The sequence below is a fragment of the Arthrobacter silvisoli genome (genome assembly GCF_003369445.1).
GTDB lineage: Bacteria > Actinomycetota > Actinomycetes > Actinomycetales > Micrococcaceae > Arthrobacter > Arthrobacter silvisoli.
The window spans coordinates 1-20,953 of record NZ_QRCU01000066.1; the positions used below are offsets into that span (position 1 = coordinate 1).

16 protein-coding genes are annotated in these 20,953 nt (G+C 67.3%); 10 read left to right on the forward strand and 6 right to left on the reverse strand.

The genetic code is table 11. The features are described from left to right. Window positions 1–65: 65 nt before the first annotated feature. Window positions 66–1,475 carry an MFS transporter gene (locus DWV11_RS15215; protein WP_115789767.1) on the reverse strand — a complete coding sequence of 470 codons (1,410 nt, stop codon included), beginning with the start codon at window positions 1,473–1,475 and terminating at the stop codon, window positions 66–68. A 289-nt stretch (window positions 1,476–1,764) separates the two neighbouring features. Here DWV11_RS15215 and DWV11_RS15220 point away from each other — a divergent pair, with 289 nt between their 5' ends. Genes DWV11_RS15220 through DWV11_RS15235 form a run of 4 tightly spaced genes read left to right on the forward strand, consistent with a single transcriptional unit; the run spans window position 1,765 to window position 7,723 of the window. Beyond that, window positions 1,765–3,171, forward strand: coding sequence for an MFS transporter (locus DWV11_RS15220; RefSeq protein WP_245953694.1), 1,407 nt, complete (start codon window positions 1,765–1,767; stop codon window positions 3,169–3,171). Between the two features lies 1 nt (window position 3,172). Further along, window positions 3,173–5,395, forward strand: a complete 2,223-nt coding sequence (locus tag DWV11_RS15225; protein ID WP_115789769.1) for a molybdopterin oxidoreductase family protein — start codon at window positions 3,173–3,175, stop codon at window positions 5,393–5,395. Continuing rightward, the gene (locus tag DWV11_RS15230; RefSeq protein ID WP_115789770.1) at window positions 5,392–6,945 is read left to right on the forward strand and encodes an FAD-dependent oxidoreductase; all 1,554 of its coding nucleotides are present in this window, start codon (window positions 5,392–5,394) and stop codon (window positions 6,943–6,945) included. Before DWV11_RS15225 ends, DWV11_RS15230 begins: the two co-directional genes overlap by 4 nt. Before the next feature lie 19 nt (window positions 6,946–6,964). Next, a complete protein-coding gene (locus DWV11_RS15235) occupies window positions 6,965–7,723 on the forward strand; it encodes an MBL fold metallo-hydrolase (protein WP_245953695.1) in 759 nt (252 codons plus the stop codon). Here DWV11_RS15235 and DWV11_RS15240 read toward each other — a convergent pair. Together DWV11_RS15240 and DWV11_RS15245 are read right to left on the reverse strand one after the other, a co-directional pair. Further along, window positions 7,720–8,394 carry an alpha/beta hydrolase gene (locus DWV11_RS15240; RefSeq protein ID WP_115789771.1) on the reverse strand — a complete coding sequence of 225 codons (675 nt, stop codon included), beginning with the start codon at window positions 8,392–8,394 and terminating at the stop codon, window positions 7,720–7,722. The genes DWV11_RS15235 and DWV11_RS15240 overlap by 4 nt on opposite strands. Window positions 8,395–8,478: 84 nt before the next feature. Beyond that, the gene (locus DWV11_RS15245) at window positions 8,479–9,894 is read right to left on the reverse strand and encodes an NAD(P)H-quinone dehydrogenase (RefSeq protein WP_115789781.1); all 1,416 of its coding nucleotides are present in this window, start codon (window positions 9,892–9,894) and stop codon (window positions 8,479–8,481) included. Between the two features lie 122 nt (window positions 9,895–10,016). Between DWV11_RS15245 and DWV11_RS15250 the strand changes: the two genes are divergently transcribed. Next, entirely contained in the window at window positions 10,017–10,835 is an 819-nt protein-coding gene (locus tag DWV11_RS15250; RefSeq protein WP_115789772.1) for a purine-nucleoside phosphorylase, read from the forward strand. A gap of 34 nt (window positions 10,836–10,869) precedes the next feature. Here the strand turns inward: DWV11_RS15250 and DWV11_RS15255 are convergent, their stop codons facing one another. Continuing rightward, the gene (locus tag DWV11_RS15255; RefSeq protein WP_245953697.1) at window positions 10,870–12,147 is read right to left on the reverse strand and encodes an Ig-like domain-containing protein; all 1,278 of its coding nucleotides are present in this window, start codon (window positions 12,145–12,147) and stop codon (window positions 10,870–10,872) included. 13 nt (window positions 12,148–12,160) lie between these two features. Further along, a complete protein-coding gene (locus DWV11_RS15260; RefSeq protein WP_136017918.1) occupies window positions 12,161–12,850 on the reverse strand; it encodes an RNA polymerase sigma factor in 690 nt (229 codons plus the stop codon). 543 nt (window positions 12,851–13,393) lie between these two features. Between DWV11_RS15260 and DWV11_RS15265 the strand changes: the two genes are divergently transcribed. From DWV11_RS15265 to DWV11_RS15280, 4 genes are all read left to right on the forward strand, one after another. Next, on the forward strand, window positions 13,394–14,995 hold the full coding sequence (locus DWV11_RS15265; RefSeq protein WP_115789775.1) for a glycoside hydrolase family 68 protein: 1,602 nt from the start codon (window positions 13,394–13,396) through the stop codon (window positions 14,993–14,995). 111 nt (window positions 14,996–15,106) lie between these two features. Further along, window positions 15,107–16,768, forward strand: a complete 1,662-nt coding sequence (locus DWV11_RS15270; RefSeq protein ID WP_115789776.1) for a glycoside hydrolase family 32 protein — start codon at window positions 15,107–15,109, stop codon at window positions 16,766–16,768. A 101-nt stretch (window positions 16,769–16,869) separates the two neighbouring features. Continuing rightward, window positions 16,870–18,675 carry a phospho-sugar mutase gene (locus DWV11_RS15275; RefSeq protein ID WP_115789777.1) on the forward strand — a complete coding sequence of 602 codons (1,806 nt, stop codon included), beginning with the start codon at window positions 16,870–16,872 and terminating at the stop codon, window positions 18,673–18,675. Between the two features lie 14 nt (window positions 18,676–18,689). Next, the gene (locus DWV11_RS15280) at window positions 18,690–19,253 is read left to right on the forward strand and encodes an AAA family ATPase (protein ID WP_115789778.1); all 564 of its coding nucleotides are present in this window, start codon (window positions 18,690–18,692) and stop codon (window positions 19,251–19,253) included. Window positions 19,254–19,341: 88 nt separating this feature from the next. On the opposite strand, the gene nirD is transcribed toward DWV11_RS15280, so the two are convergent. After that, window positions 19,342–19,704 (reverse strand): nitrite reductase small subunit NirD, encoded by a 363-nt coding sequence (gene nirD / locus DWV11_RS15285; RefSeq protein ID WP_115789779.1) that lies wholly within the window; start codon window positions 19,702–19,704, stop codon window positions 19,342–19,344. 245 nt (window positions 19,705–19,949) lie between these two features. On the opposite strand from nirD, the gene DWV11_RS15290 reads away from it, so the two are divergent. Next, a partial coding sequence (locus tag DWV11_RS15290; RefSeq protein WP_136017919.1) for an NAD(P)/FAD-dependent oxidoreductase occupies window positions 19,950–20,953 on the forward strand: 1,004 nt, incomplete at its 3' end.

Genomic DNA, 20,953 nt, shown 5'->3' on the forward strand with positions numbered 1-20,953 from the left:
GGCCCCGCACCGTGTGGTGCGGGGCCGGAGCCTTTTCTGTTTGCCGGATGATTCCCCCGAAGAGGTCAGGCGACGTTGTTCTCGTAGTCCGTGTCCTTGGTTTCGCGCGTCAGCCAAAGCGCAACGAAGGTGATCACCGCGGCGACTGCCATGTAAATGCCAACCAGCCACGTACTTCCGTTGGCCGCAGACCAGAGGGCGATGGCCACGAAGGACGCAGGAGCCGCGCCAATCATGGACGAGAGGTTGTATGCCACTGCCGAACCCGTGTAGCGGACGTTGGCCGGGAACAGTTCAGGCAGGATGGCCGCCATGGGACCAAAGGTCAGGCCCATGAGGGTGAAGCCAACAATCAGGCCGACCATCGCGGCGGCCTGGCCCGGGCCGAACATGGTGAACCAGAGTGCACCGAAGACAAAGATCCCGGCCGTGACGCCGAGCAGGAACTTCCGGCGGCCCCACTTTTCGGCCAGCGGACCGGAGACCACGGTGAAGATACCGAAGAAGACGACGCCGATGATCAGCATCCAGAGGAAGTCCGAACGGGAGATGCCAAGGCCCGGAACGAAGGCCGCCATCTGCTCTGCCGTCATGGGCTTGCCGGCCTTTTCTGCTGCCGCCTGCGCGCCGGCCAGGGTGGGCTTGGTGCCATAGGACAGGGTGAATGTGGTCATGATGTAGAAGAGCACGTAGGTGGCCAGCATGATGAACGTACCCGCGAGCACGGGGCGCCAGTGGTTCTTGAATGTGGCGCCCAAGGGAAGTTTCTGGACCTTGTCCTGCTGGACCACCTTGGTGAAGGATGCGCTCTCTACAAGCTTCAGGCGAACGTAGAGGCCCACGATGACCAGAACCGCGCTGAGAAGGAAGGGAACACGCCAACCCCAAGCAAGGAACTCTTCGGAACTCAGGGACACATTCATCCAGATGAAGATCACGTTGGCAATGATGAAGCCGATAGGAGCACCCAGTTGCGGGAACGTGCCGTAGATTGCGCGCTTGCCCTCAGGCGCGTTCTCGGTAGCCAGCAGCGCGGCGCCGGACCATTCACCGCCGAGCGCGAGGCCCTGGAAGAATCGCAGCACCACCAGCAGGACCGGCGCCAGGACCGCCCACCCCGCCATGGAAGCCGTGGGCAGGAGCCCGATGAGGAACGTCGCAATACCCATGGTCAAGAGGGACGCAACCAGGGTGCCCTTGCGACCGAACTTGTCACCGAAGTGCCCGAAGACCACTGCCCCGATGGGACGTGCGAAGAAGGCAACTCCAAAAATAGCGAATGCGCTGAGCAGCGCATTGATGTCAGTTGCATCGGGAAAGAAAAGCTTTGGGAAGACGAGCACCGACGCGGTGGCATAGGCGTAGAAGTCGTAGAACTCGATCGTCGTGCCGATCAGGCTCGCGAAGATCACTTTGCCCCGCGAGTTCACTGGTTTAGTGGACTCGCCTTCCTTCGATGTGGCAATGGAAGACATGTAGTAGCAGCTTTCGTTCGCACCGGTCCGGCGCCTGCGGCCTGCCCGGCAAGATTTATTGAGGGTTCAATAATAGTTCCCACTATCCACTGAATGGACATTCGGTCCGGAATGCGGACCTTCGGAAACATCCCACGATGTAGTCAAAGCCACCCTAGCCCGCACCGCTTCTCACGTGGCTTCGACACCCTCGGATAGGCAAATGTCACAGCACGTTTACACACCGCGCCGGTCGCCGAAACGAGCCCTCCCTACCTTGGAAGTACCTAGTCCCCCCAAGGAGGCATCCGTGACTGTCGAACAAAGCGAACAGACCCAAGGCAACGAGGCCACCAAACTTTCAGTACCCGTACTTGAACACCGCCCCGGCCGCTGGATCGCGAATTGGGACGCAGAGAACAAGGGCCAGTGGGAAGCCGAAGGCCGCTCCATCGCCAAGCGCAACCTGTACTGGTCCATCTTCGCCGAGTTCCTGGGCTTCGTCGTCTGGCAGCTGTGGTCCATTGTGGTGGTCCAACTCCCCGGCGCCGGATTCAAGCTCAGCACCTCGGAGATCTTCTGGCTCATCTCGATGCCCAGCCTGGTCGGAGCCACGCTGCGCATCCCGTACACCTTCATGGTTCCGAGGTTCGGCGGCCGCAACTGGACGATCATCTCAGCGTTGCTCCTGTTGATCCCCTCCGTCGGCCTGGCCATGTGCGTCTCCAACCCGCAGACCCCGTTCGCCGTGATGCTGCTGGTTGCCGCGCTCGCCGGCTTCGGTGGCGGCAACTTCGCCAGCTCCATGGCCAACATCACCTTCTTCTACCCTGCCCGCGAAAAGGGCTGGGCGCTGGGCCTGAACGCCGCGGGCGGAAACTTGGGCGCCGCCGTCGCGCAGCTGGTGGTCCCGATCGCTGTGACACTGCTTGCCGTCGGCACCGCGAACCTGCCTGTCGCCGGCCTGATCTGGGTCCCGTTCATCCTGCTGGCAGCCTTCGGCGCCTGGAAGTACATGAACAACCTCACCAGCGCCAAGGGTGATGTGGCGGGTTCCATCGCGGCGCTGAAGGAACCGCACCTGTGGGTCATGGCATTCCTGTACATCGGTACTTTCGGTTCGTTCATCGGCTTCGCCGGTGTCTTCCCCAAGCTCATCAAGGACTACTTCCCCGAGTTCTCCGCCATCCATGTAGGCGCCGTCGCTCTGTCCCTTGCCTTCCTCGGCCCGCTGGTCGGCTCCCTGGCCCGGCCTTACGGCGGACGCATGGCTGACCGCCGCGGCGGAGCCCGGATGACCGTTGCCTCCTTCACCGCCATGGCCATCATCACCCTCACCATGATCTGGACCCTGCCGTTGAAGAACTTCTGGCTCTTCCTGGTGCTGTTCCTGTTCCTCTTCGTTGCCAGCGGCTTCGGAAACGGCGCGACCTACCGCATGATCCCGGTCATCTTCGCCACCTCCAGCCGCGCAGCCCGCAACGGCGCCACTCCCGCAGCGACCCAGCGGCTGGCGTCCTCCTCCCTCGGCCTGATCTCCGCGATCGGCGCCTACGGCGGCTTCGTGATCCCGCAGGTACTGAACGCTTCCAACACGGCATCCGGTTCCTACACCCCGGCCTTCTACGGTTTCGTCGCCGCCTACGTGGTCATGCTCACCGTCTGCTGGACCTTCTACCTCCGCAAGGCCAAGAACACCTCGATGGGTCACATCTGATATGCCCTCCGGTACCGCCACCCACTGCCCGTACTGCGCTCTCCAGTGCGCCATGACCCTGTCCCCGGCCGCCGTGCCGGGGGCGGGGTTCCCGGCCGGGGATATCCCGACGCCGGCCAGCCCGGCCGTGCCCGCCACCCCCCTGCTTGAGGTGGCCGGCCGCGAGTTCCCCACCAACCGGGGCGGGCTGTGCCGCAAGGGCTGGACCTCAGCGGCACTGCTGGGTCACGCGGGCCGGGTCACCGAGCCGCTGCTCAAAGGCTCCGACGGCGTGCACCAGCCGATCGGTTGGGACCAGGCCCTGATGCTCGTCGCGGCCGCGGTCAAGGACAGCTGGGCACGCCACGGGCACGACTCCGTGGGCGTGTTCGGCAGCGGCGGCCTCACCAACGAAAAGGCTTACCAACTGGGCAAGTTCGCCCGTCTGGCGCTGCGCACCTCCCGCATCGACTACAACGGCCGCTTCTGCATGTCCTCGGCTGCGGCGGCCGGAAACCGGGCCTTCGGCGTGGATCGCGGCCTGCCGTTCCCCGTGGAAGACCTCGACTCCGCATCCGTGATCCTGCTGCTGGGCTCGAACGTGGCCGAAACAATGCCGCCGTTCGTCCAGCACCTGCAGGGCGCGCGTGACGCCGGCGGTCTGATCGTTGTGGACCCGCGCCGCTCGGCCACCGCAGCGTTCACCGGCAACGGAGGTGGCATCCACCTGCAGCCTCTCCCCGGAACGGACCTCGCCCTCATCCTCGGTATCTCCCACGTGGTGGTCCACGAAGGCCTCGCCGACGCCGCGTTCCTCGAGGAACGCACCAAGGGGCACAAGGCCGTCCTGCGCAGCCTCACCGCGTTCTGGCCTGAGCGCGTACAGTCCATCACCGGCGTTCCCGCCACCCTGATCCGCGAAACCGCGCGCCGCCTCGCCAGGAGCGCACGCCTCGCCAAGGACGAAGGCCAGGGCGGCTGCTACATCCTCAGCGGCCGCGGCGTCGAACAGCACGTGGACGGCACCGATACTGCCACCGCGGCAATCAACCTCAGCCTCCTCCTGGGCCTGCCCGGCTCCGCCCGCAGCGGCTATGGCACCCTCACCGGCCAAGGCAACGGCCAGGGCGGCCGCGAACACGGCCAGAAGGCGGACCAGCTTCCGGGCTACCGGAAGATCACGGACCCCGCCGCCCGTGCCCACATGGCGAAGGTCTGGGGCGTGGACGAATCCCTCATCCCCGGCGCCGGGCTTCCCGCCGTCGAATTCCTGAAGTCCTTGGGACAGCCCGACGGCGTCCGCTGCCTTTTCGTGCACGGCGCCAACGTGGCTGTATCCGCCCCGGACGCAGGAGCCGTGATCGCCGGCCTGCGCAGCCTGGACTTCCTGGTGGTCTGCGACTTCTTCATGTCCGAGACCGCCGCCGAGGCGGACCTTGTGCTTCCCGTGGCCCAGTGGGCCGAGGAGGAAGGCACTATGACCAACCTCGAGGGACGCGTCATCCGCCGCCGCCGGGCCCTGACCCCGCCCCCGGGAGTCCGCACCGAACTGTGGCTGATGTCCCGGCTCGCCGAACTGCTCGACGCGCCATCGACTTTCAGCGACGACCCGCGCACCGTTTTCGAGGAACTGCGCCTGGCTTCCGCCGGCGGGCTGGCCGATTACTCCGGCATCGACTACGACATGCTGGACGCCGGCGAGGCCGCCTACTGGCCCTACCCGTCCGGCAGCAAGGGCACGCCGCGGCTCTTCGCCGACGGCTTCGCGCACGCCGACCGGCGCGCGGCCATGGTCGCCGTCACCCCCTCCCGACGGGCCCAGCGAAGCTTCCCCGGCGACTCCCTCGCCCTGGCCACCGGGCGCCTCCTGGAGCACTACCAGTCCGGGGCACAGACCCGGCGGGTGGCCGAACTCTCGGCGTCCCAGCCCGAAGCGCGCCTGCAGCTGCATCCGGAAACGGCGGCCCGCCGTGGCATCGTGGACGGCGGGCTGGTGACCGTCAGCAATGAACGGGGCGAAGTCCAGGTCCGTGCCGAGGTAAACACCGCGATCCGGCCCGACACCGTGTTCCTGCCCTTCCACTTCCCCGGGGCCGGCAGCGCCAACCGCCTCACCGAGGCGGCCACCGATCCCATCTCCGGCATGCCGGAATTCAAGACCAGCCGGGTGTTGGTGAAGGCCGTTAGGGCCGAACCCGCCCTGGCCGCAGCAGCTGTGTCGTCGCACCGCAAGGAGGAATCATGAGCGAGCGCATCGTCGTCGTCGGTTTCGGGCCCGTGGCAGCCCGCCTGGTGGAGGGTCTCCTCCCGGCGGTGCGCCGCGGCAGCGTGAGCCTGATGGTCCTTGGCCAGGAAGCCGAAGCGGCGTACAACCGCGTGATGGTGGCCGAGTTCGGCGTCGGCCGCAGCACCGCCGAAGCCCTCGCCATGGCCGACGCCGCCGAGCTCATCGCCGAGGGCGTCGATGTCCGCCTCGGCGTCACCGTCAAGCGGGTGGACCGTGCCCGGCAGCGCGTGGTGCTCTCCGACGGCACCGCCGAAGGCTACGAACGCCTCGTCTTCGCCACCGGCGCCCGTCCCGTGATCCCCAACCTCACCGGGATCAACCCGGACCCGGCACACCCTGTGCTGCCCGCCGGGGTCACCGCCTTGCGGGACCTGAACGACGCCGGGATGCTGCTCCGCGCCGTGACCGCCCGCCAGCGAGTGGTGGTACTGGGCGGCGGCGTCCTGGGCCTGGAGACCGCCCTGGCCGCAGCCGAGGAAGGCGCGCAAACCACCGTGGTGCACAGCGGACCGCACCCGATGGGCCGGAACATCGACCGGGGCGGCGGCGCCGTGCTGAACGCCGCGCTACGCTCGGCAGGCGTTTCCGTGGTCAGCAACGCGGTGTCCACTGCCGTGGAACACAACGGCCCGGACGGCATCTTTTCCGCATTGGTGCTCGACGACGGCTCCCGGGTTGAGGGCGACCTCCTCCTGCTTTCCTGCGGCGTGCGTCCGCGTATCGAACTTGCCGAAGGCTGCGGCCTGCCGGTGGCCGCCGGCATCCTTGTCGACCACCGGCTCCGCACCCACCACGAACCGCACATGTTCGCCATCGGTGACTGCGCCGAAGTGCGCTGTGCATCCTCCGGGTGCCCGGACTGCAAGGGTGCCACCGCGCCGTCGGGCCTGGTGGGTCCGGGCTGGCGGCAGGCCGAATGGCTGGCGGGTTACCTCGAAGCCCTTGCCGAGGACGGACAGGAGGCCGCGGACAGCCTGCCGGAGCTGGCGAAGGAACAGCCCGGCGTCGTGGTCCTGAAGGCGCGCGGCATCAACCTGGCTGTCGCGGGTGACAACTCCGCCGAGCCGTGGGACGACATGCTGTGTCCCTCGCCTGACGGGCTCCCGCACCGTGAAGTAGCCCAATGGGCGGATCCCGGCCACGGCCGCTACGTCAAGATGACCACCCGTGGCGGGGTCCTGCAGGGCCTGGTGTCCGTGGGCATGCCCCGCACCGCCGCCGAGCTGGTGGTGCTGTTCGAGCGTGGCTCGGAGCTCCCGGCGGACCGTTCCCTGCTGCTGCGCTTGGACGGCACGGACCAGCCCGCGGGCGCCAACAACGACCCCGCGCGGACGGTCTGCCGCTGCGCCGGTGTCAGCGGCGCTGCCATCGAGGAGTCCGTGGCGTCCGGCTGCGCCTCGGTTCCCGAAGTTTCCAAGGCCACCCGGGCCGGCACCGGTTGCGGCGGCTGCCACGACGACATCAAGGCGATCATCGAAAAACATTTCCAAGGGGCCGTAGCGGCGTAAGGCCCCTTAGGATGGGCCGGTGACCGAACTTTCACCCCGCATCCAGGAAGCCGCGCCGGGCGTGTTCTTCGTCGAAGGACCGGCCTCGAACTGGACCGTGGTCCGGGACCACAGCGGTTTCATGCTGATCGACAGCGGCTATCCCGCCGACCGTGATCTGGTCCTTGGCTCAATCCATTCCCTGGGCCTGGACCCGGCGGACGCACGTGCAGTGCTCATCACGCACGGGCATGTGGACCACACCGGTTCGGCGGCCTACTTCTCGGAGACCTTCGGTACACCCGTGCTGTGCTCTCCCGAGGAGGTGGCCCACGTCCAGGGGCGGGAGAAGCACCAAGTCACCTTCGGCCAGGTCCTTGCCCGGGCCTGGCGTCCGAGGGTGTTCCGCTGGATGCTCCACGTCATCAGGGCAAAGGCCCTCCAAGCGAAGCCCGCCACCTTGGCCGAAGCGTGGGACGCGGCCAGGCTGCGCAGTCTTCCGGGCTGCCCTGAAGCAATCGTGCTTCCGGGCCACACCCCGGGAAATGCAGCGATCCTGCTCCCCGAAGCAAGGACCATCGCCGTGGGAGATTCGTTTGTCACCGCCCACCCGATCAGCCCGGCCGCCGGGCCCCAGATGCTGCACCGGATGTACCACTCGGATGCGGCCTCGGCCTTGGAAGCGACCCGCCGCCTCGACGGCGTCCAGGCGTCCGTCATCCTGCCTGGCCACGGCCCCGCCCTGCGCATGCCGTTGGCGGAAGCCCTGGCGGCGCTGCGGGTCCGGAGCCTGCCTTAGCCGGCGGAGGCAACCATCTCCCGGACGAGCCCGGCAACCACGGCCGGATGGGACAGGAACGGCGAATGGGAGGTGTCGATCTCCCGAACCGTACCGCCTGTCCTCGCCGCCATCTGCCGCTGCGCGAACGGCGGAATCGCCTGGTCCTGGCTGCACACGATGTAGGTGGTCGGAATCTCCTGCCACGCCGCGCCGCTCAGTTCTTCCGTGAAAGCCGCCTCGCTTTGCGGGCGAAGGTTCTTCAGCGCTTCCCCGGTGACCTCGGCCGGCACCCCGTTGTAGAAGACCGATGCCGGGTCGGTCACGGTGATCCAGCCGTCGCCTTTGATGTTCCACCACTCCGGAGCCACGCCGCCCACGGCTCCGAGCAAGGACTCCCCTGCGTCCAGTGCGAACGCGCACAGGTAGCCGATGTGTTTGACGTTCTCCAGGCCGGCCAGCGCCTCGGAGGCGACGGCGCCGCCGTAGGAATGCGCGACGACGACAACCGGGCCGTCAACGTCCTGGACAGCCTTGCGCAGGACGGCGGCGTCCTCCTGAAGGCCAGCGGGCACAGCACCGACACTGGGTAGATCAACGGTCCGGACCTCGAAACCGGAAAGCTCCGAGCGGACGGATTCCCAGCACCAGCTGGTGTGCCAGGCACCATGGACAAGAATGATTGTGGTCATGGCTGGAAGTCTGCATGCAGGGTGATCTGCGCCACAACGCACTTTCCATTCAATGGCTGCCGGCTCCCGTTGCGGTGAGAGCACCTACATGTGCACGTGCAGGCGGCGTGCGGCTTCGGAGATGGACCCGGTCAGTGACGGGTACACCGTGAAGGTGCTGGCGACGTCGTCGACGTGCAGTTTCTGGGTGACGGCAACGGCAATCGGGAAGATCAACTCGGAGGCATTGGGGCCGACCACGACGCCGCCGATCACAGTACCGGAGCCCTTGCGGGCGATGATCTTGACGAAGCCGTCCTTGGTGTTGCGCATCTTGGCGCGGGCGTTGCTGAGCAGGGACAGCATGACGACGTCGCCCTGGTACTTGCCGGACTCGAGGTCCGCCTCGGAGACGCCCACGGAGGCGATCTCCGGGGAGGTGAAGATGTTTGACGCCACCTGGTGCAGCTTGATGGGGGTGACGCTGTCGCCCAGGAAATGCGCGATCGCGATGCGGCCCTGCATGGCGGCGACGGAAGCCAGGGCGAACACGCCGGTGCAGTCGCCGGCGGCGTAGATGTTCGGGGCGGTGGTGCGGGAGACGCCGTCCACCTTGATGTGCCCGGATTCGGAGAGCGCCACGCCGGCTTCCTCGAGGCCGATCCCGGCCGTGTTCGGAATGGAGCCGACGCAAAGGAGGCAGTGGCTGCCGGTCACGGTGGTACCGTCGCCGAGGGTGACCTCCACCCCGGTTTCGGTGCGTACGACGGCGTTCGCGCGGGAGCGCGAGAGGACCCGCACGCCGCGGCGCTTGAAGACGTCCTCCAGCACGGCTGCGGCGTCGGTGTCCTCGCCCGGCAGGACCTGGTCGCGGCTGGAGATCAGGGTGACCTTGGAGCCGAGGCCGTTGTACGCAGAGGCGAATTCGGCACCGGTAACGCCGGAGCCCACCACGATCAGTTCCTCGGGCAGTTCCTCGAGGTTGTACAGCTGGGCCCAGTTCAGGATCCGTTCGCCGTCGGGCTTGGCGGTGGGCAGTTCGCGCGGGTGGGCGCCGACGGCCAGGAGGATGGCGTCGGCCGTGATGGTCCTGGTGCCGTCGATGGTGAGGACCTCGATGGTGTGGTTGTCCACGAGCTTGCCGGAGCCGATGACGATCTCCACACCGGCCTGGTCCAACGCCTCGTGGATGTCTTCGGACTGTTCACGGGCCAGGCCCAGGAGGCGGTCGTTGATGTGGCCGAGGTCCGCGCGCATGTGCGGGGCGACGTCGCCGCCGTCGACGGCGAACTTGACTCCCAGCTCCCCCGCCTCGCCGACGCGGGTCATGAGGTCCGCCGTCGCGATCAGGGTTTTGGAAGGTACAACGTCGGTGAGGACGGCGGAGCCGCCGAGGCCGGCGCGTTCGATGATGGTGACCTGCGCCCCGAGGGCCGCTGCGACCATGGCGGCTTCGTAGCCACCAGGACCTCCACCAAGAATTGCGATACGGGGCGAACTGAAGTCAGGATGCATGGTCACAAAGAACAATTGTTACGCATCGCCGGGGGTGCCTGCCACTCAGCCCCGCCTGAGTGGCCTGCGCCTCACCGGCGGGACGGCTGCGCTGTTCAATACCGCGAGGCGCCCTGTAGCTTGTACCGGTGAGTAATAGTGAGCTGCTTAACACCGATCCCTTCGAAGCTGCCCGGGACGCCGCGGACTACATCGCCGCGGAGACCGGCGTCGAGAGCCATGACGTCGCGCTGGTACTCGGCTCCGGCTGGGGCGCCGCCGCCGACCTCATCGGCGACACCACCGCGACCCTCACTGCGGCCGAGGTGCCAGGTTTCTCCGCACCCGCCGTCGAAGGCCATGTGGGGACGATCCGCTCGGTCCTGACCACGGAGGGCAAGCGGGCGCTGGTGCTGGGCGCGCGCACCCATTACTACGAGGGCAAGGGAGTGCGCGCCGTGGTCCACGGAGTGCGCACAGCAGCCGCGGCCGGGTGCAAGACCCTGGTGGTCACCAACGGCTGCGGTGGCTTGAACGAAGCTTGGTCCCCCGGCACGCCCGTGCTGATCAAGGACCACATCAACCTCACTGCGATTTCTCCCTTGGAAGGCGCCACGTTCGTTGACCTGACGGACCTCTACTCCTCCCGCATCCGGAACCTGGCGCGCGAGGTGGATCCCACCCTGGACGAGGGGGTCTACGCCCAGTTCACCGGACCGCACTACGAGACTCCCGCCGAGGTCCAGTACGCCAAGCGGATCGGAGCGGACCTGGTGGGCATGTCCACGGCCCTCGAGGCGATCGCCGCCCGCCATGCCGGCATGGAGGTTTTCGGCATCTCGCTGGTCACCAACCTGGCCGCGGGCATCAGCCCGGTTCCGCTGAACCACCAGGAGGTCATCGAGGCCGGGGAAGCCGCGGGCGCACGGATCTCGAAGCTCCTCGCCGAGATCATCGCAAAGCTCTAGGAAATCAGTCCGGCAGGGTTCAGCCGGGCAGGGCTCAGTCAGGGCTAACGCGGACCCAGATAGTCACCGCGTTTCCGGTGACACCATCGGCCGTCGCAGTGATTTCCGCGTCGCCCCGCGCCACGGCGCTGACGAGTCCCGAACCATCGACGGCGGCGATCAGCGGCCTGCTCGAGGCCCAGTCGACCGTGGAGCCCGTGGTGCCGTCGCTGTAGAAAACCACGGCGCGCAGTTGGACAGTCTTACCGGGCTCGAGCTGCACCGGACCCACGGGCGAAACCTCGATGCCCTTGACCGACGGGGCCACGGCGACGTCCGCCCGCCCCGTCAGCAGTTGCCCGTCGGCTCCGGGAAGCGAGGCGACGACGGCGGCATTACCGATGCCACGGGCCGTCACGAGGCCGGTGAGGTCAACCTCGGCGACCGTTGATCCGGCCGGCGATATTTCCCAGGTGGCGTTGCCGACGGCGGCACTGCTTCCGTCGGAGTAGCTGGCGATTGCCTCGAGCCGTGCCGTCTGGCCTTCCTTCAGCGTTAGTTTTGCCGGAGTGACGGAGAGTGCCGTGACGGTTTTCGGTGTTGTCCGCACCGTGATCACGGACGTGCCTTGCAGCCCGTCCTGGGAGGCGGTGATGGTCGCCGTTCCGGGCGCGACGGCGGTGGCGAGCCCTGCGCCGTCGACCGTCACGATGCCGGGGTTGCCGGAGGACCACAGCGCCGAGGCGTTCAGGTTTCCGCGCGAACCGTCGCTGTAGCTGCCTTCGGCGAGCAGCTGCAGGATCCCGCCCTGGTCCATGGTGGCTGTTTCCGGGGACACGTGGACCCCGGCCAGTTTCGGGCCGCCCTTGTCCAGGACGGTGAGGGCCAGCCGTCCGGAGACCCCGGTCAGCGTCGCCGTCAGTTCCGCGGTGCCAGCCGCAACGGCCGTCACGATGCCGGCGCCGTTCACCGTTGCGACGGCCGGATTGCTTGACGCCCATTCCACACCCTCGCCGAGGCGCCGGGCGGAACCGTCGCTGTAGCGGCCCGTGGCGGTCAGCGGGATGGTGACTTCCGGCCGCAGTGACTGCGACACCGAGGTGACGGCGATCGACTCGAGCGTGGGCGGCGGAGGCGGAATGATCGCCAGGCGCCAGGCAACAAAGGCCGCGGTCAGGGCGAGGGCGACGGCTACCGCGATGACGCTGCCAAGCACGACCTTCCGCCGCACCGTGGCCATTCCGGAACCGACAGCCGTCGCCAGGTCCGCAGGATGTTCCGCGACCCGGCCGGCGGCTTCGTCCAGCAGTTGCCGCCGCAGTTCCCGGTTCATGTCCTGCACCGGTTCATTGCGGGCCTTCGTCGAGCACCGGTTTGCCGTCCGCCGCGGGACCCCCGGTCAGCGCCCTGGCGCTGGACATCGAGCCGGTGACTTCTGCCGTCGTCCGGCCGGTCATACCCGCGATCTCGGCAGGAGTGAGGTTCGCGAACTCGTGCAGCACCACCACCACGCGGTCTTGCATGGCCAGGCCCATCAGCACACCGGTGGCCGTGAGCGGCGCCGTCTCCCCCGTAGCGCCGTCCGGAGGCCGCATCCATTGGCGATGCTTGAGGATCAGCCGGACCAGGATACAAAGCGTGTAGACGCGCAGTTGCGGTGTGACCGGCCCCCGCCATGTCCCGGACACCTGGGACCATGCCGCTTCGAGCAGTTCCCGGGCGGTTTCCGGGTCGTCGCACAACAGCAGGTGGGCGCAATACTCCATATCGCCCTTCTGCCGCTCGAAGACACTGCGCAGTTCGGCCTCCCGGTCCTTGAGCGCGGGGGAGAGCTTGAAGCCCGGGGAAAGCCCGAATTCGATCTCCTTGACCGCGGGCAACAGGACGGCGGCTACCAGTGTCAGCAGCCCGGCGCCGATGGGAATTGCGGAGACCAGTCCGGGAAGGAGCCAGCCCGCGGCAACGACGGCCATGGCCAGGACGGACAGCACCAGGCGCAGCGGGTTCAGGGAAGGCAGGAAACGCCGCTTCGGCAATTCACACATGCTGCACCAGCCCACGATGTGTACGCGGCGCCGGCCCGGATCAGCGGCAGATCCGCGACAACATTCTACGTCCATCGAATGGACTTCAGAAGGGCGGACGGCGGACCAGGAGGGCCGCCAGGCCTGCAGAATCCAGGGGGTCAGTCAAGTCAAACGGACCCGCAATTAACGGCGGATGAACTGTTCGAAATAAAGCAGATTTATGCGAAACATTTGCATCGACCGCCCCGCTGTGGCACGCGCGCGATGTAAGAATGTAAACGCTTGCGCAAATTTGTCGGACATCTTGTCCGGGAGGCTCCGAAGCCCGCGAAACCGGGTTTGATCCTCCTGCCGGGAACGTGCAAGCGTTGAAAACGTTCCGGTGGCGATCCCCGCCGGAACCCAACGTTGGCAGTCCCCCAGGACGGCCAACGCCACTCGATACGATGGCGTCCTCGAAGGCGGCATCACCGTCATCGAGGAGCCGGAGTTGAGACCCCGGGCGGTTCGCCCGTCTTCCACGAAATACAACTCCGCGAGAAGAGCAAAAGCATGAGCACTCACTCAACCCCCGCACGGCCACGGCGCCGCATGCGCACGGCCGTGTCCCTCACGGCAGCCGCAGGCGTTGCAGCTTCGGTCCTGTTGGCCTCCTCGGCCGCACAGGCAAACATCCCGTCCGACCCGCCGTCGAGCACTATGCCGGCACCCACGCCCGGCTTCCCGCTGCCCACCGTCCACACGCAGAAGGCCTACGACCCGGCCGCCGACTTCACGGCCAAGTGGACCCGTGCGGATGCCAAGCAGATCATGGCCCAGAGCAACCCCAACGTGGCCGCGGGCCAGAACTCCATGAGCCCCGACGTCACCATGCCGGAAATCCCCCAGGAATTCCCGGCCATGAACGACGACGTGTGGGTCTGGGACACCTGGTCGCTGACCGATGAGCACGCCAACCAGATCAGCTACAAGGGCTGGGACGTCATCTTCTCCCTCGTGGCCGACCGCCACGCCGGCTACGGCTTCGACCAGCGCCACTGGAACGCCCGGATCGGCTACTTCTTCCGCAAGACCAACGCAGACCCCGCGAAGGACAAGTGGAACTACGGCGGACACCTGTTCCTGCCCAACAGCTCCATCGGCAACACCGAATGGTCCGGTTCCACCCGCCTGATGAAGGGTGACCAGGTCAACGTCTTCTACACCGCGACCACCTTCTACGACGTCGCAGAGCGCAACGCCGGCGGCGGCGGAATCGCACCGGACGCCGTGATCGCCAAGGCCCTGGGCAACATCCACGCCGACAAGAACGGCGTCTCCTTCGACGGCTTCAAGCACACCAAGCTCCTCGAGCCGGACGGAAAGCTGTACCAGACCAAGGCACAGAACGCGGGCTTCGCCTTCCGCGACCCGTACACCTTCGTCGACCCGGCACAGCCTGGCAAGACCTTCATGGTTTTCGAAGGCAACACCGGCGCCAAGCGCGGCGACTACCGCTGCAAGCAGGAAGACCTGGGCTACCGTCCGGGCGACCCGCACGCCGAGGATGTCAACACCCTGAACACCACGACGGGTGCCTTCTTCCAGACCGCGAACGTGGGCCTGGCCGTGGCGGAAAACAAGGACCTGACCAAGTGGAAGTTCCTGCCGCCGATCCTCTCCGCCAACTGCGTCAACGACCAGACCGAGCGTCCGCAGATCTACATCCAGAACGAAGACGGCAAGAACAAGTACTACCTGTTCACCATCAGCCACCAGTTCACCTATGCGGACGGCATGCGCGGCCCTGACGGCGTGTACGGCTTCGTGGGCGACGGCATCCGCTCCGACTTCCAGCCGGTCAACAACAGCGGCCTGGCCCTGGGTTCCCCGACCGACCTCAACCTGCCGGCCAACGCCCCGGAGAGCCCCTCCACCAAGCAGAACGGCCGCCAGTTCCAGGCCTACTCGCACTACGTGCAGCCGGGCGGCCTGGTGCAGTCCTTCATTGACAACGTCAACGGCGTACGCGGCGGTTCCCTCGCCCCGACCGTGAAGATCAACTTCAAGGGCGGCGTGACCCAGGTGGACCGCAGCTTCGGCCAGAACGGCCTCGGCCCGTTCGGCTACCTCCCCACCAACGTCCGCGTTGGCGGCGAAGGCCTCTACAAGTAGGCCGCAACAAAGCCGCGGGGCAGGCGCTGCGAACCGTCTGCCCCGCACCAGCGGGGACCTCCAACACCACCGGAGGTCCCCGCCCCGTTTCCAGCTCCAGGATTTGATCCCATGTTTTTCCAGAACCTCCGCAAGACCTTCCGCCCGGCACTCTGCGCGGCAGCCGCCGTCGTCATCGCCCTGACCGCCGGATGCACCGCGCCTGCCCCCTCATCAACGGAACCCCCGACGCCGGACACCCCGCCCGCCGCTTCTGCCGCGGGACCTTCTGCGGGCGATCCCTGGCGGCCCGCCGTCCACCTGAGCGCAGAGCGGAACTGGATCAACGACCCCAACGGCCTGGTGTACGACAACGGCACCTACCACGCGTTCTACCAGCACAATCCGCACGGCAACTCCTGGGGCAACATGTCCTGGGGCCACTCCACGAGCACCGACCTCATCCACTGGACCCAGCAGCCGGTGGCCATGGAGGCGAGCGAGGCCGAGGAGATCTTCTCCGGCTCGATCGTGATCGACAAGGACAACGCCTCCGGGCTCGGCAGCGCCGGCAACCCGCCCATGGTGGCCCTCTACACCAGCGCCTACGGCAAGGGCGGCGCACGCCCGGCCGGGATCCAGGCCCAGTCCCTGGCGTACAGCCTGGACCACGGCAAGAGCTGGCAGAAGTACAAGGGCAACCCCGTGCTGGACCTTGCCCCGAGTTCGAAGAACTTCCGTGACCCCAAACTCACCTGGTACGAGCCGGGCAAGTACTGGGTGATGACCACCGTGGTGGCCGACGCCCAAGTGGTCAAGCTGTTCAAGTCCACCGACCTGCTGCACTGGGAGTTCCTGAGCGACTTCTCCGGTGCCGGCGCCCAGGGCGGGCTGTGGGAAGTCCCCGAACTGCTGCAGATGGACGTCGCGGGAGCCAACGGCCTGAAGAAGTGGGTCATGCTGCTGAGCATCAACCCCGGCGGCATCGCCGGCGGCTCCGGCATGCAGTACTTCGTGGGCGAATTCGACGGCCGGGAATTCACTGCCGAAAACGCAGCCGCGCCCGGCGCCCCGCTGAGCGATTCCCAATGGCTCGATGACGGTGCCGATTTCTACGCTGCGAACTCAATCAACGGCGCGCCCGGCGGCAAGCCCGTGCTCCTTGGCTGGATGGGCAACTGGGACTACGCCCAGCACGTGCCCACCACCCCCTGGCGCGGAGCCATGGCCGTCCCGCGGGAGCTGGAACTGGTGCGCGACGGCGGCCGTTATGCCCTGCGTTCGGACATCGCCGGCGCGGCAGCCGAAGCACTCGGCAAAGCGGCGGGCGGTGAGGTCCGGCGCAAAGACCTCACAGTCTCCGGTTCTGGCGGGCCGCGCTTTGAACCGCTCGGGGGCGACTTCAGCGCCCGCACCCAATTGCTCGACGTCGAACTCGAACCGGGCGAGGCCGCCGAAACGGGACTGGTGCTGCGCGGCTCCACCGACGGCACGCGGGGACTGCGGATCTCCTACGAGCGTGGAACCGGTGCCCTGAAGGTGGACCGCTCCGGGGCCGGCACGGCCAACTTCTCCCCGCTGTTCAGCCCCTACCACCAGGCCCGGGTTCCGCTGAAGGACGGCAAACTCCGCCTGCGGGTCCTGCTGGATTCCTCCTCCGTGGAAGTCTTCACGCCAGAGGGCACGGCAGCGATCACGGACACCTTCTATCCCGCATGGGACGACACGGAAACCCTGGCATTCAGCCGCGGCGGCCAGGCCAAGGTGACGATCGCTTCAATCGTCCCGCATTAGCCCCAACGCGGGGTCAGTCACGGCCCATGGGTGGCAGTTTTATGGGCCGTAACTGACCCCGCGTTGCCAGTTGGGAAGGCATTACAGATAGTTTTGTTCCTATGACTTCGAGCGATGCCGCCCCTGAATCGTCAGAGCAAGCGACCTTGGACCAGCTGATCTCTGCAGCCCGCGTGTGGGCGCGGCAGGATCCTGATCCGGTCACCGCAGCCAGCTTGGACGAGCTCGCCGACCAGGCGGCCGAGGGAATCCCGGCGGCCCGGCAGCAGCTCGAAGACAGCTTCAACGGGACCCTGCAGTTCGGCACCGCCGGCCTCCGTGCCGCCCTCGGCCCCGGCCCCAACCGCATGAACCGGGTGGTGGTGCGCCGGGCAGCGGCGGGCTTCGCGGCTTTCCTGAACGACGCGGTGTCCAACAACGCGGTGTCCAACAACGCGGCGTCCGCGGCGGCCCCCGGGTCCCGGCCGCGCGTCGTCGTCGGCTACGACGCCCGCTACAACTCTGATGTCTTCGCCGCCGAATCGGCCGCCGTCTTTACCGCCGCGGGGATCGAAACCTTCCTGATGCCATCGGCGCTGCCCACTCCCCTGCTCGCCTACGCTGTGCGTGCCCTGGATTGCGACGGCGGCGTGATGGTCACCGCGAGCCACAACCCACCACAGGACAACGGATACAAGGTGTACCTGGGCGGGCGAGCCGTGGAGGAAAGCGGCCGCGGCGCCCAGATCGTGACGCCCTACGATGCCCGGATCGCCGAATGCATCGAAGCCGTGGGCGGGCCCGACACGATCGACTTGGCCGAGGACGGCTGGACCGTGCTGCCGGAGTCGATCTCCGCGGACTACCGGGCCGCCGTCGTTGCCCTGGCGGATCGCTCGCGGTTCCCGGCACGGGAGCTGAAGATCGTCCTGACCCCGATGCACGGCGTCGGCGGGGACACCGCCGTCTCGGTGCTGAAGGCCGCCGGATTCGAAGACGTGACCCTCGTCGAGGAGCAGGCCCTGCCGGATCCGGACTTCCCCACGGTGAGCTTCCCGAACCCCGAGGAACCCGGAGCCCTGGACCTCGCGCTGGCCGCTGCCAGCCGGCTGGATGCGGACATCGTGCTTGCCAACGACCCCGACGCCGACCGGGCCGCCGTCGCTGCCCGGGACCCCGAGAGCGGGGCGTGGCGGATGCTGCGCGGCGACGAAGTGGGCGCCCTGCTCGGTGCGCACGTGGTGGCGCGCACAGCCGGGACCGTGGGAGTGGATGACAATGCTGCACCGCACGTCTTCGCCAACTCGATTGTGTCGTCGCGGCTGCTCTCCCGGATTGCCGCAGCCGCGGGGGCCGCGCACGAGGAAACCCTCACCGGTTTCAAATGGATCTCCCGGGTTCCCGGCCTGGTGTACGGCTACGAGGAAGCCCTCGGCTACTGCGTGGCGCCGGAGCTGGTGCGGGACAAGGACGGAATCTCGGCGTCCCTGCTGATCGCCGAGCTGGCCGCGGCCGCGAAGGCCGCGGGCCAGACCGTCTTCGACACGCTCGATGAGCTCTACCTGCTGCACGGCCTGCACGCGAGCGACCAGCTCAGCATCCGTGTGGCCGACCTCGGCCTGCTGGACGCCATGATGAACCGCCTGCGCTCCGATCCGCCCGAAGCCTTCGGTGGCTCCGCCGTCGAGCAGTTCACGGATCTGTCCGAAGGCAGCGAACACCTTCCGCCCACGGACGGCCTGCTGTACCTGACCCGGGACCAGAGCAGGGTCATCATCCGCCCCAGCGGCACCGAGCCGAAGCTCAAGTGCTACCTGGAAGTGATCATTCCCGTGGAGTCGGCCGCGGAACTGGGAGAGGCCCGCGCCGCGGCACGGGCCTCGCTGGACCGGATCCTCGCAGATGTGCGCGAGGCTTTGGGGCTGTAAGCCCGGGCGAAGCCATGGAGCGGCTCATCATCCTCACCGGCCCGCCCGGAGCCGGAAAATCCACGACGGCGCGGGCCCTGGCGCACAGGTTCCCCCGCGCCGTCCACCTGCGCACCGATGATTTCTGGCACTTCATCGTGAGCGGTTTCATCCCGCCCTACTTGCCCGCCTCCGATGGGCAGAACCACACGGTTGTTGAAGCAACCGCGGCTGCCGCCTGCTCTTATGCGCTCGGTGGTTTCACGGTGATCGTCGACGGAATCGTCGGCCCCTGGATGTTGGACCACTACCGGCGGGCGGTGCACGGGCGCCCCCTTGGCCTCGAGTATGTGGTGCTTCGGCCCGGCCGCGCCGAAACGCTGGCACGTGCGCAAGCCCGCGCCACGCCGGATGCACTCGTCAACGAAGAACCGCTCGTGGCTCTCTGGGACCAGTTCTCGGCGCTCGGCGATCTGGAACGCTTCGTGCTGGACACTACCGGGCAGTCACCCCTGCAAACCCTCGATGCCGTGGCCGGAGCCCTTGACTCCGGCCGGTACCGCCTCGAGGGTCTGGATACGGACTCCCGCCGGGGCTAGTCCTCAGGCTCGTCCTGCCGTTCGCGCCATGCGGGTCGGAATGTCCCGGGCGCGGCAGGGAGCGCGGGCCTTCCGCTAAGGACGGGTCCTACAGTTCCACTTCGATGAAGCCGTCCACGATCCGCGTGGCGTAGCTTGCCAGCCGCAGCGAGGGATCGGAGAAGCATTCGCCGGTGCGCAGGTCGTAGACCTCTTTGTGCAGCGGGGAGGCGATGGTGGGGCTGCTGCCCCGCGAGCCGATGATGCCGCGGGCCATGACGTTGGCCAGGGTGGCGGGATCCTGCTGGGCGACGGCGTAGACCTCGCCGGATGCCAGCCGGAAGAGGGCCAGCTGCAGGCCGTCGATGTAGGCCGCCTCGCCCCAGGCCGGTTCGAGTTCGTCCAGCGGGCAGACGCGGCGCCAGCCTGCCGCAGGGGCGGTACGTGTTTCGCGTTCCAGGGTGACCGTCATGTCTTTTCCTCTCTCGCCTTGCCGGGTGTGCTGCGGGATATCAAAACGGTAGGCCGGGCGCGTTTCGCTGGAAGGCCTGCAGTGTGTCCGGCACGTAAAAGAGTGCTCACACCACCAGAAATGTAAGCGTGACCCAGAAGTTAAACCCTCGAAACAATCGGGAAACTGAGGCGAAACTGGCCATCCCTACGCTGATATGACCAGCTGCGGAGCACCTACTCCGCAAATTCTGCGAAAGGCCAGCAATGACCGGATCCACCAACGCCCCAGAGACCCGGCGCATCGTCGTCGCCGGCGGCGGCCCCGCCGCCCACCGCTTCACGGATGCCATGCATACCCGCGGTCTCGAGGGCTGGCATCTGACGGTCCTGGCCGAGGAGGTCCACCTCCCCTATGACCGTGTCGCCCTGAGCAAGGCCCTGAGCGACATGGAATACGACCTGACCATGGGCGACACCGCCATGTGGGAGCACGAATCGATCACGCTGCGCACCGGCGAACGCGTCACCGGCATCGACACCGCAGCGCAGACCGTGCAGACCTCCACCGGCGCCAGCTACCCCTACGACCACCTGGTGGTCGCCACCGGCTCCGACGCAGCCAAGCTCCCGTTCCCCGGCGGCGAACTCGCCCATGTCTACCGCACGCTGGATGACGTCTGGAACATCAACAAGACGGTGGCCGAGCTCGGCGAGAAGCTGGGCCGCGCGGTCCGCACCGTGACCATCGGCGGCGGCCTGCTCGGCTTGGAAGCCGCGGCCGGCACCATGGAACTCGGCGCCGAGGCCGCCATCGTCAACGGCTCCCGCTGGCTCATGAACGCCCAGCTGGACGAGGGCGCGGGCCAGGCGCTCGGCCGCCTCGTCGCCGCGAAGGGCCTGGAGGTGCACACCGGCAGCTACCCGGCCGAGGTCCTCTCCGACGACGACGGCCAGGTCACCGGCGTGCTGCTGCAGAACGGCACAGTCATCCCGGCGGACATGGTGATCGCCTCGATCGGCATCCGCGCCCGCGACGAATTGTTCCGCGAGTCCGTTGGCGGAACTCCCGACGGCGGAGCGTCCCTTTTCGAGCTTGGTCCCAAGGGCGGTGTGGTCATCAACGACCACTGCCGCACCGGCGTCGAGAACGTCTGGGCCATTGGTGAGGTGGCCAACTTCGAGGGTATGTGCATGGGCCTGGTGGCTCCGGCGAACACGATGGCCGAGATCGTCGCGGACCGCCTGCACGGCGGGCAGGCCACCTTCCC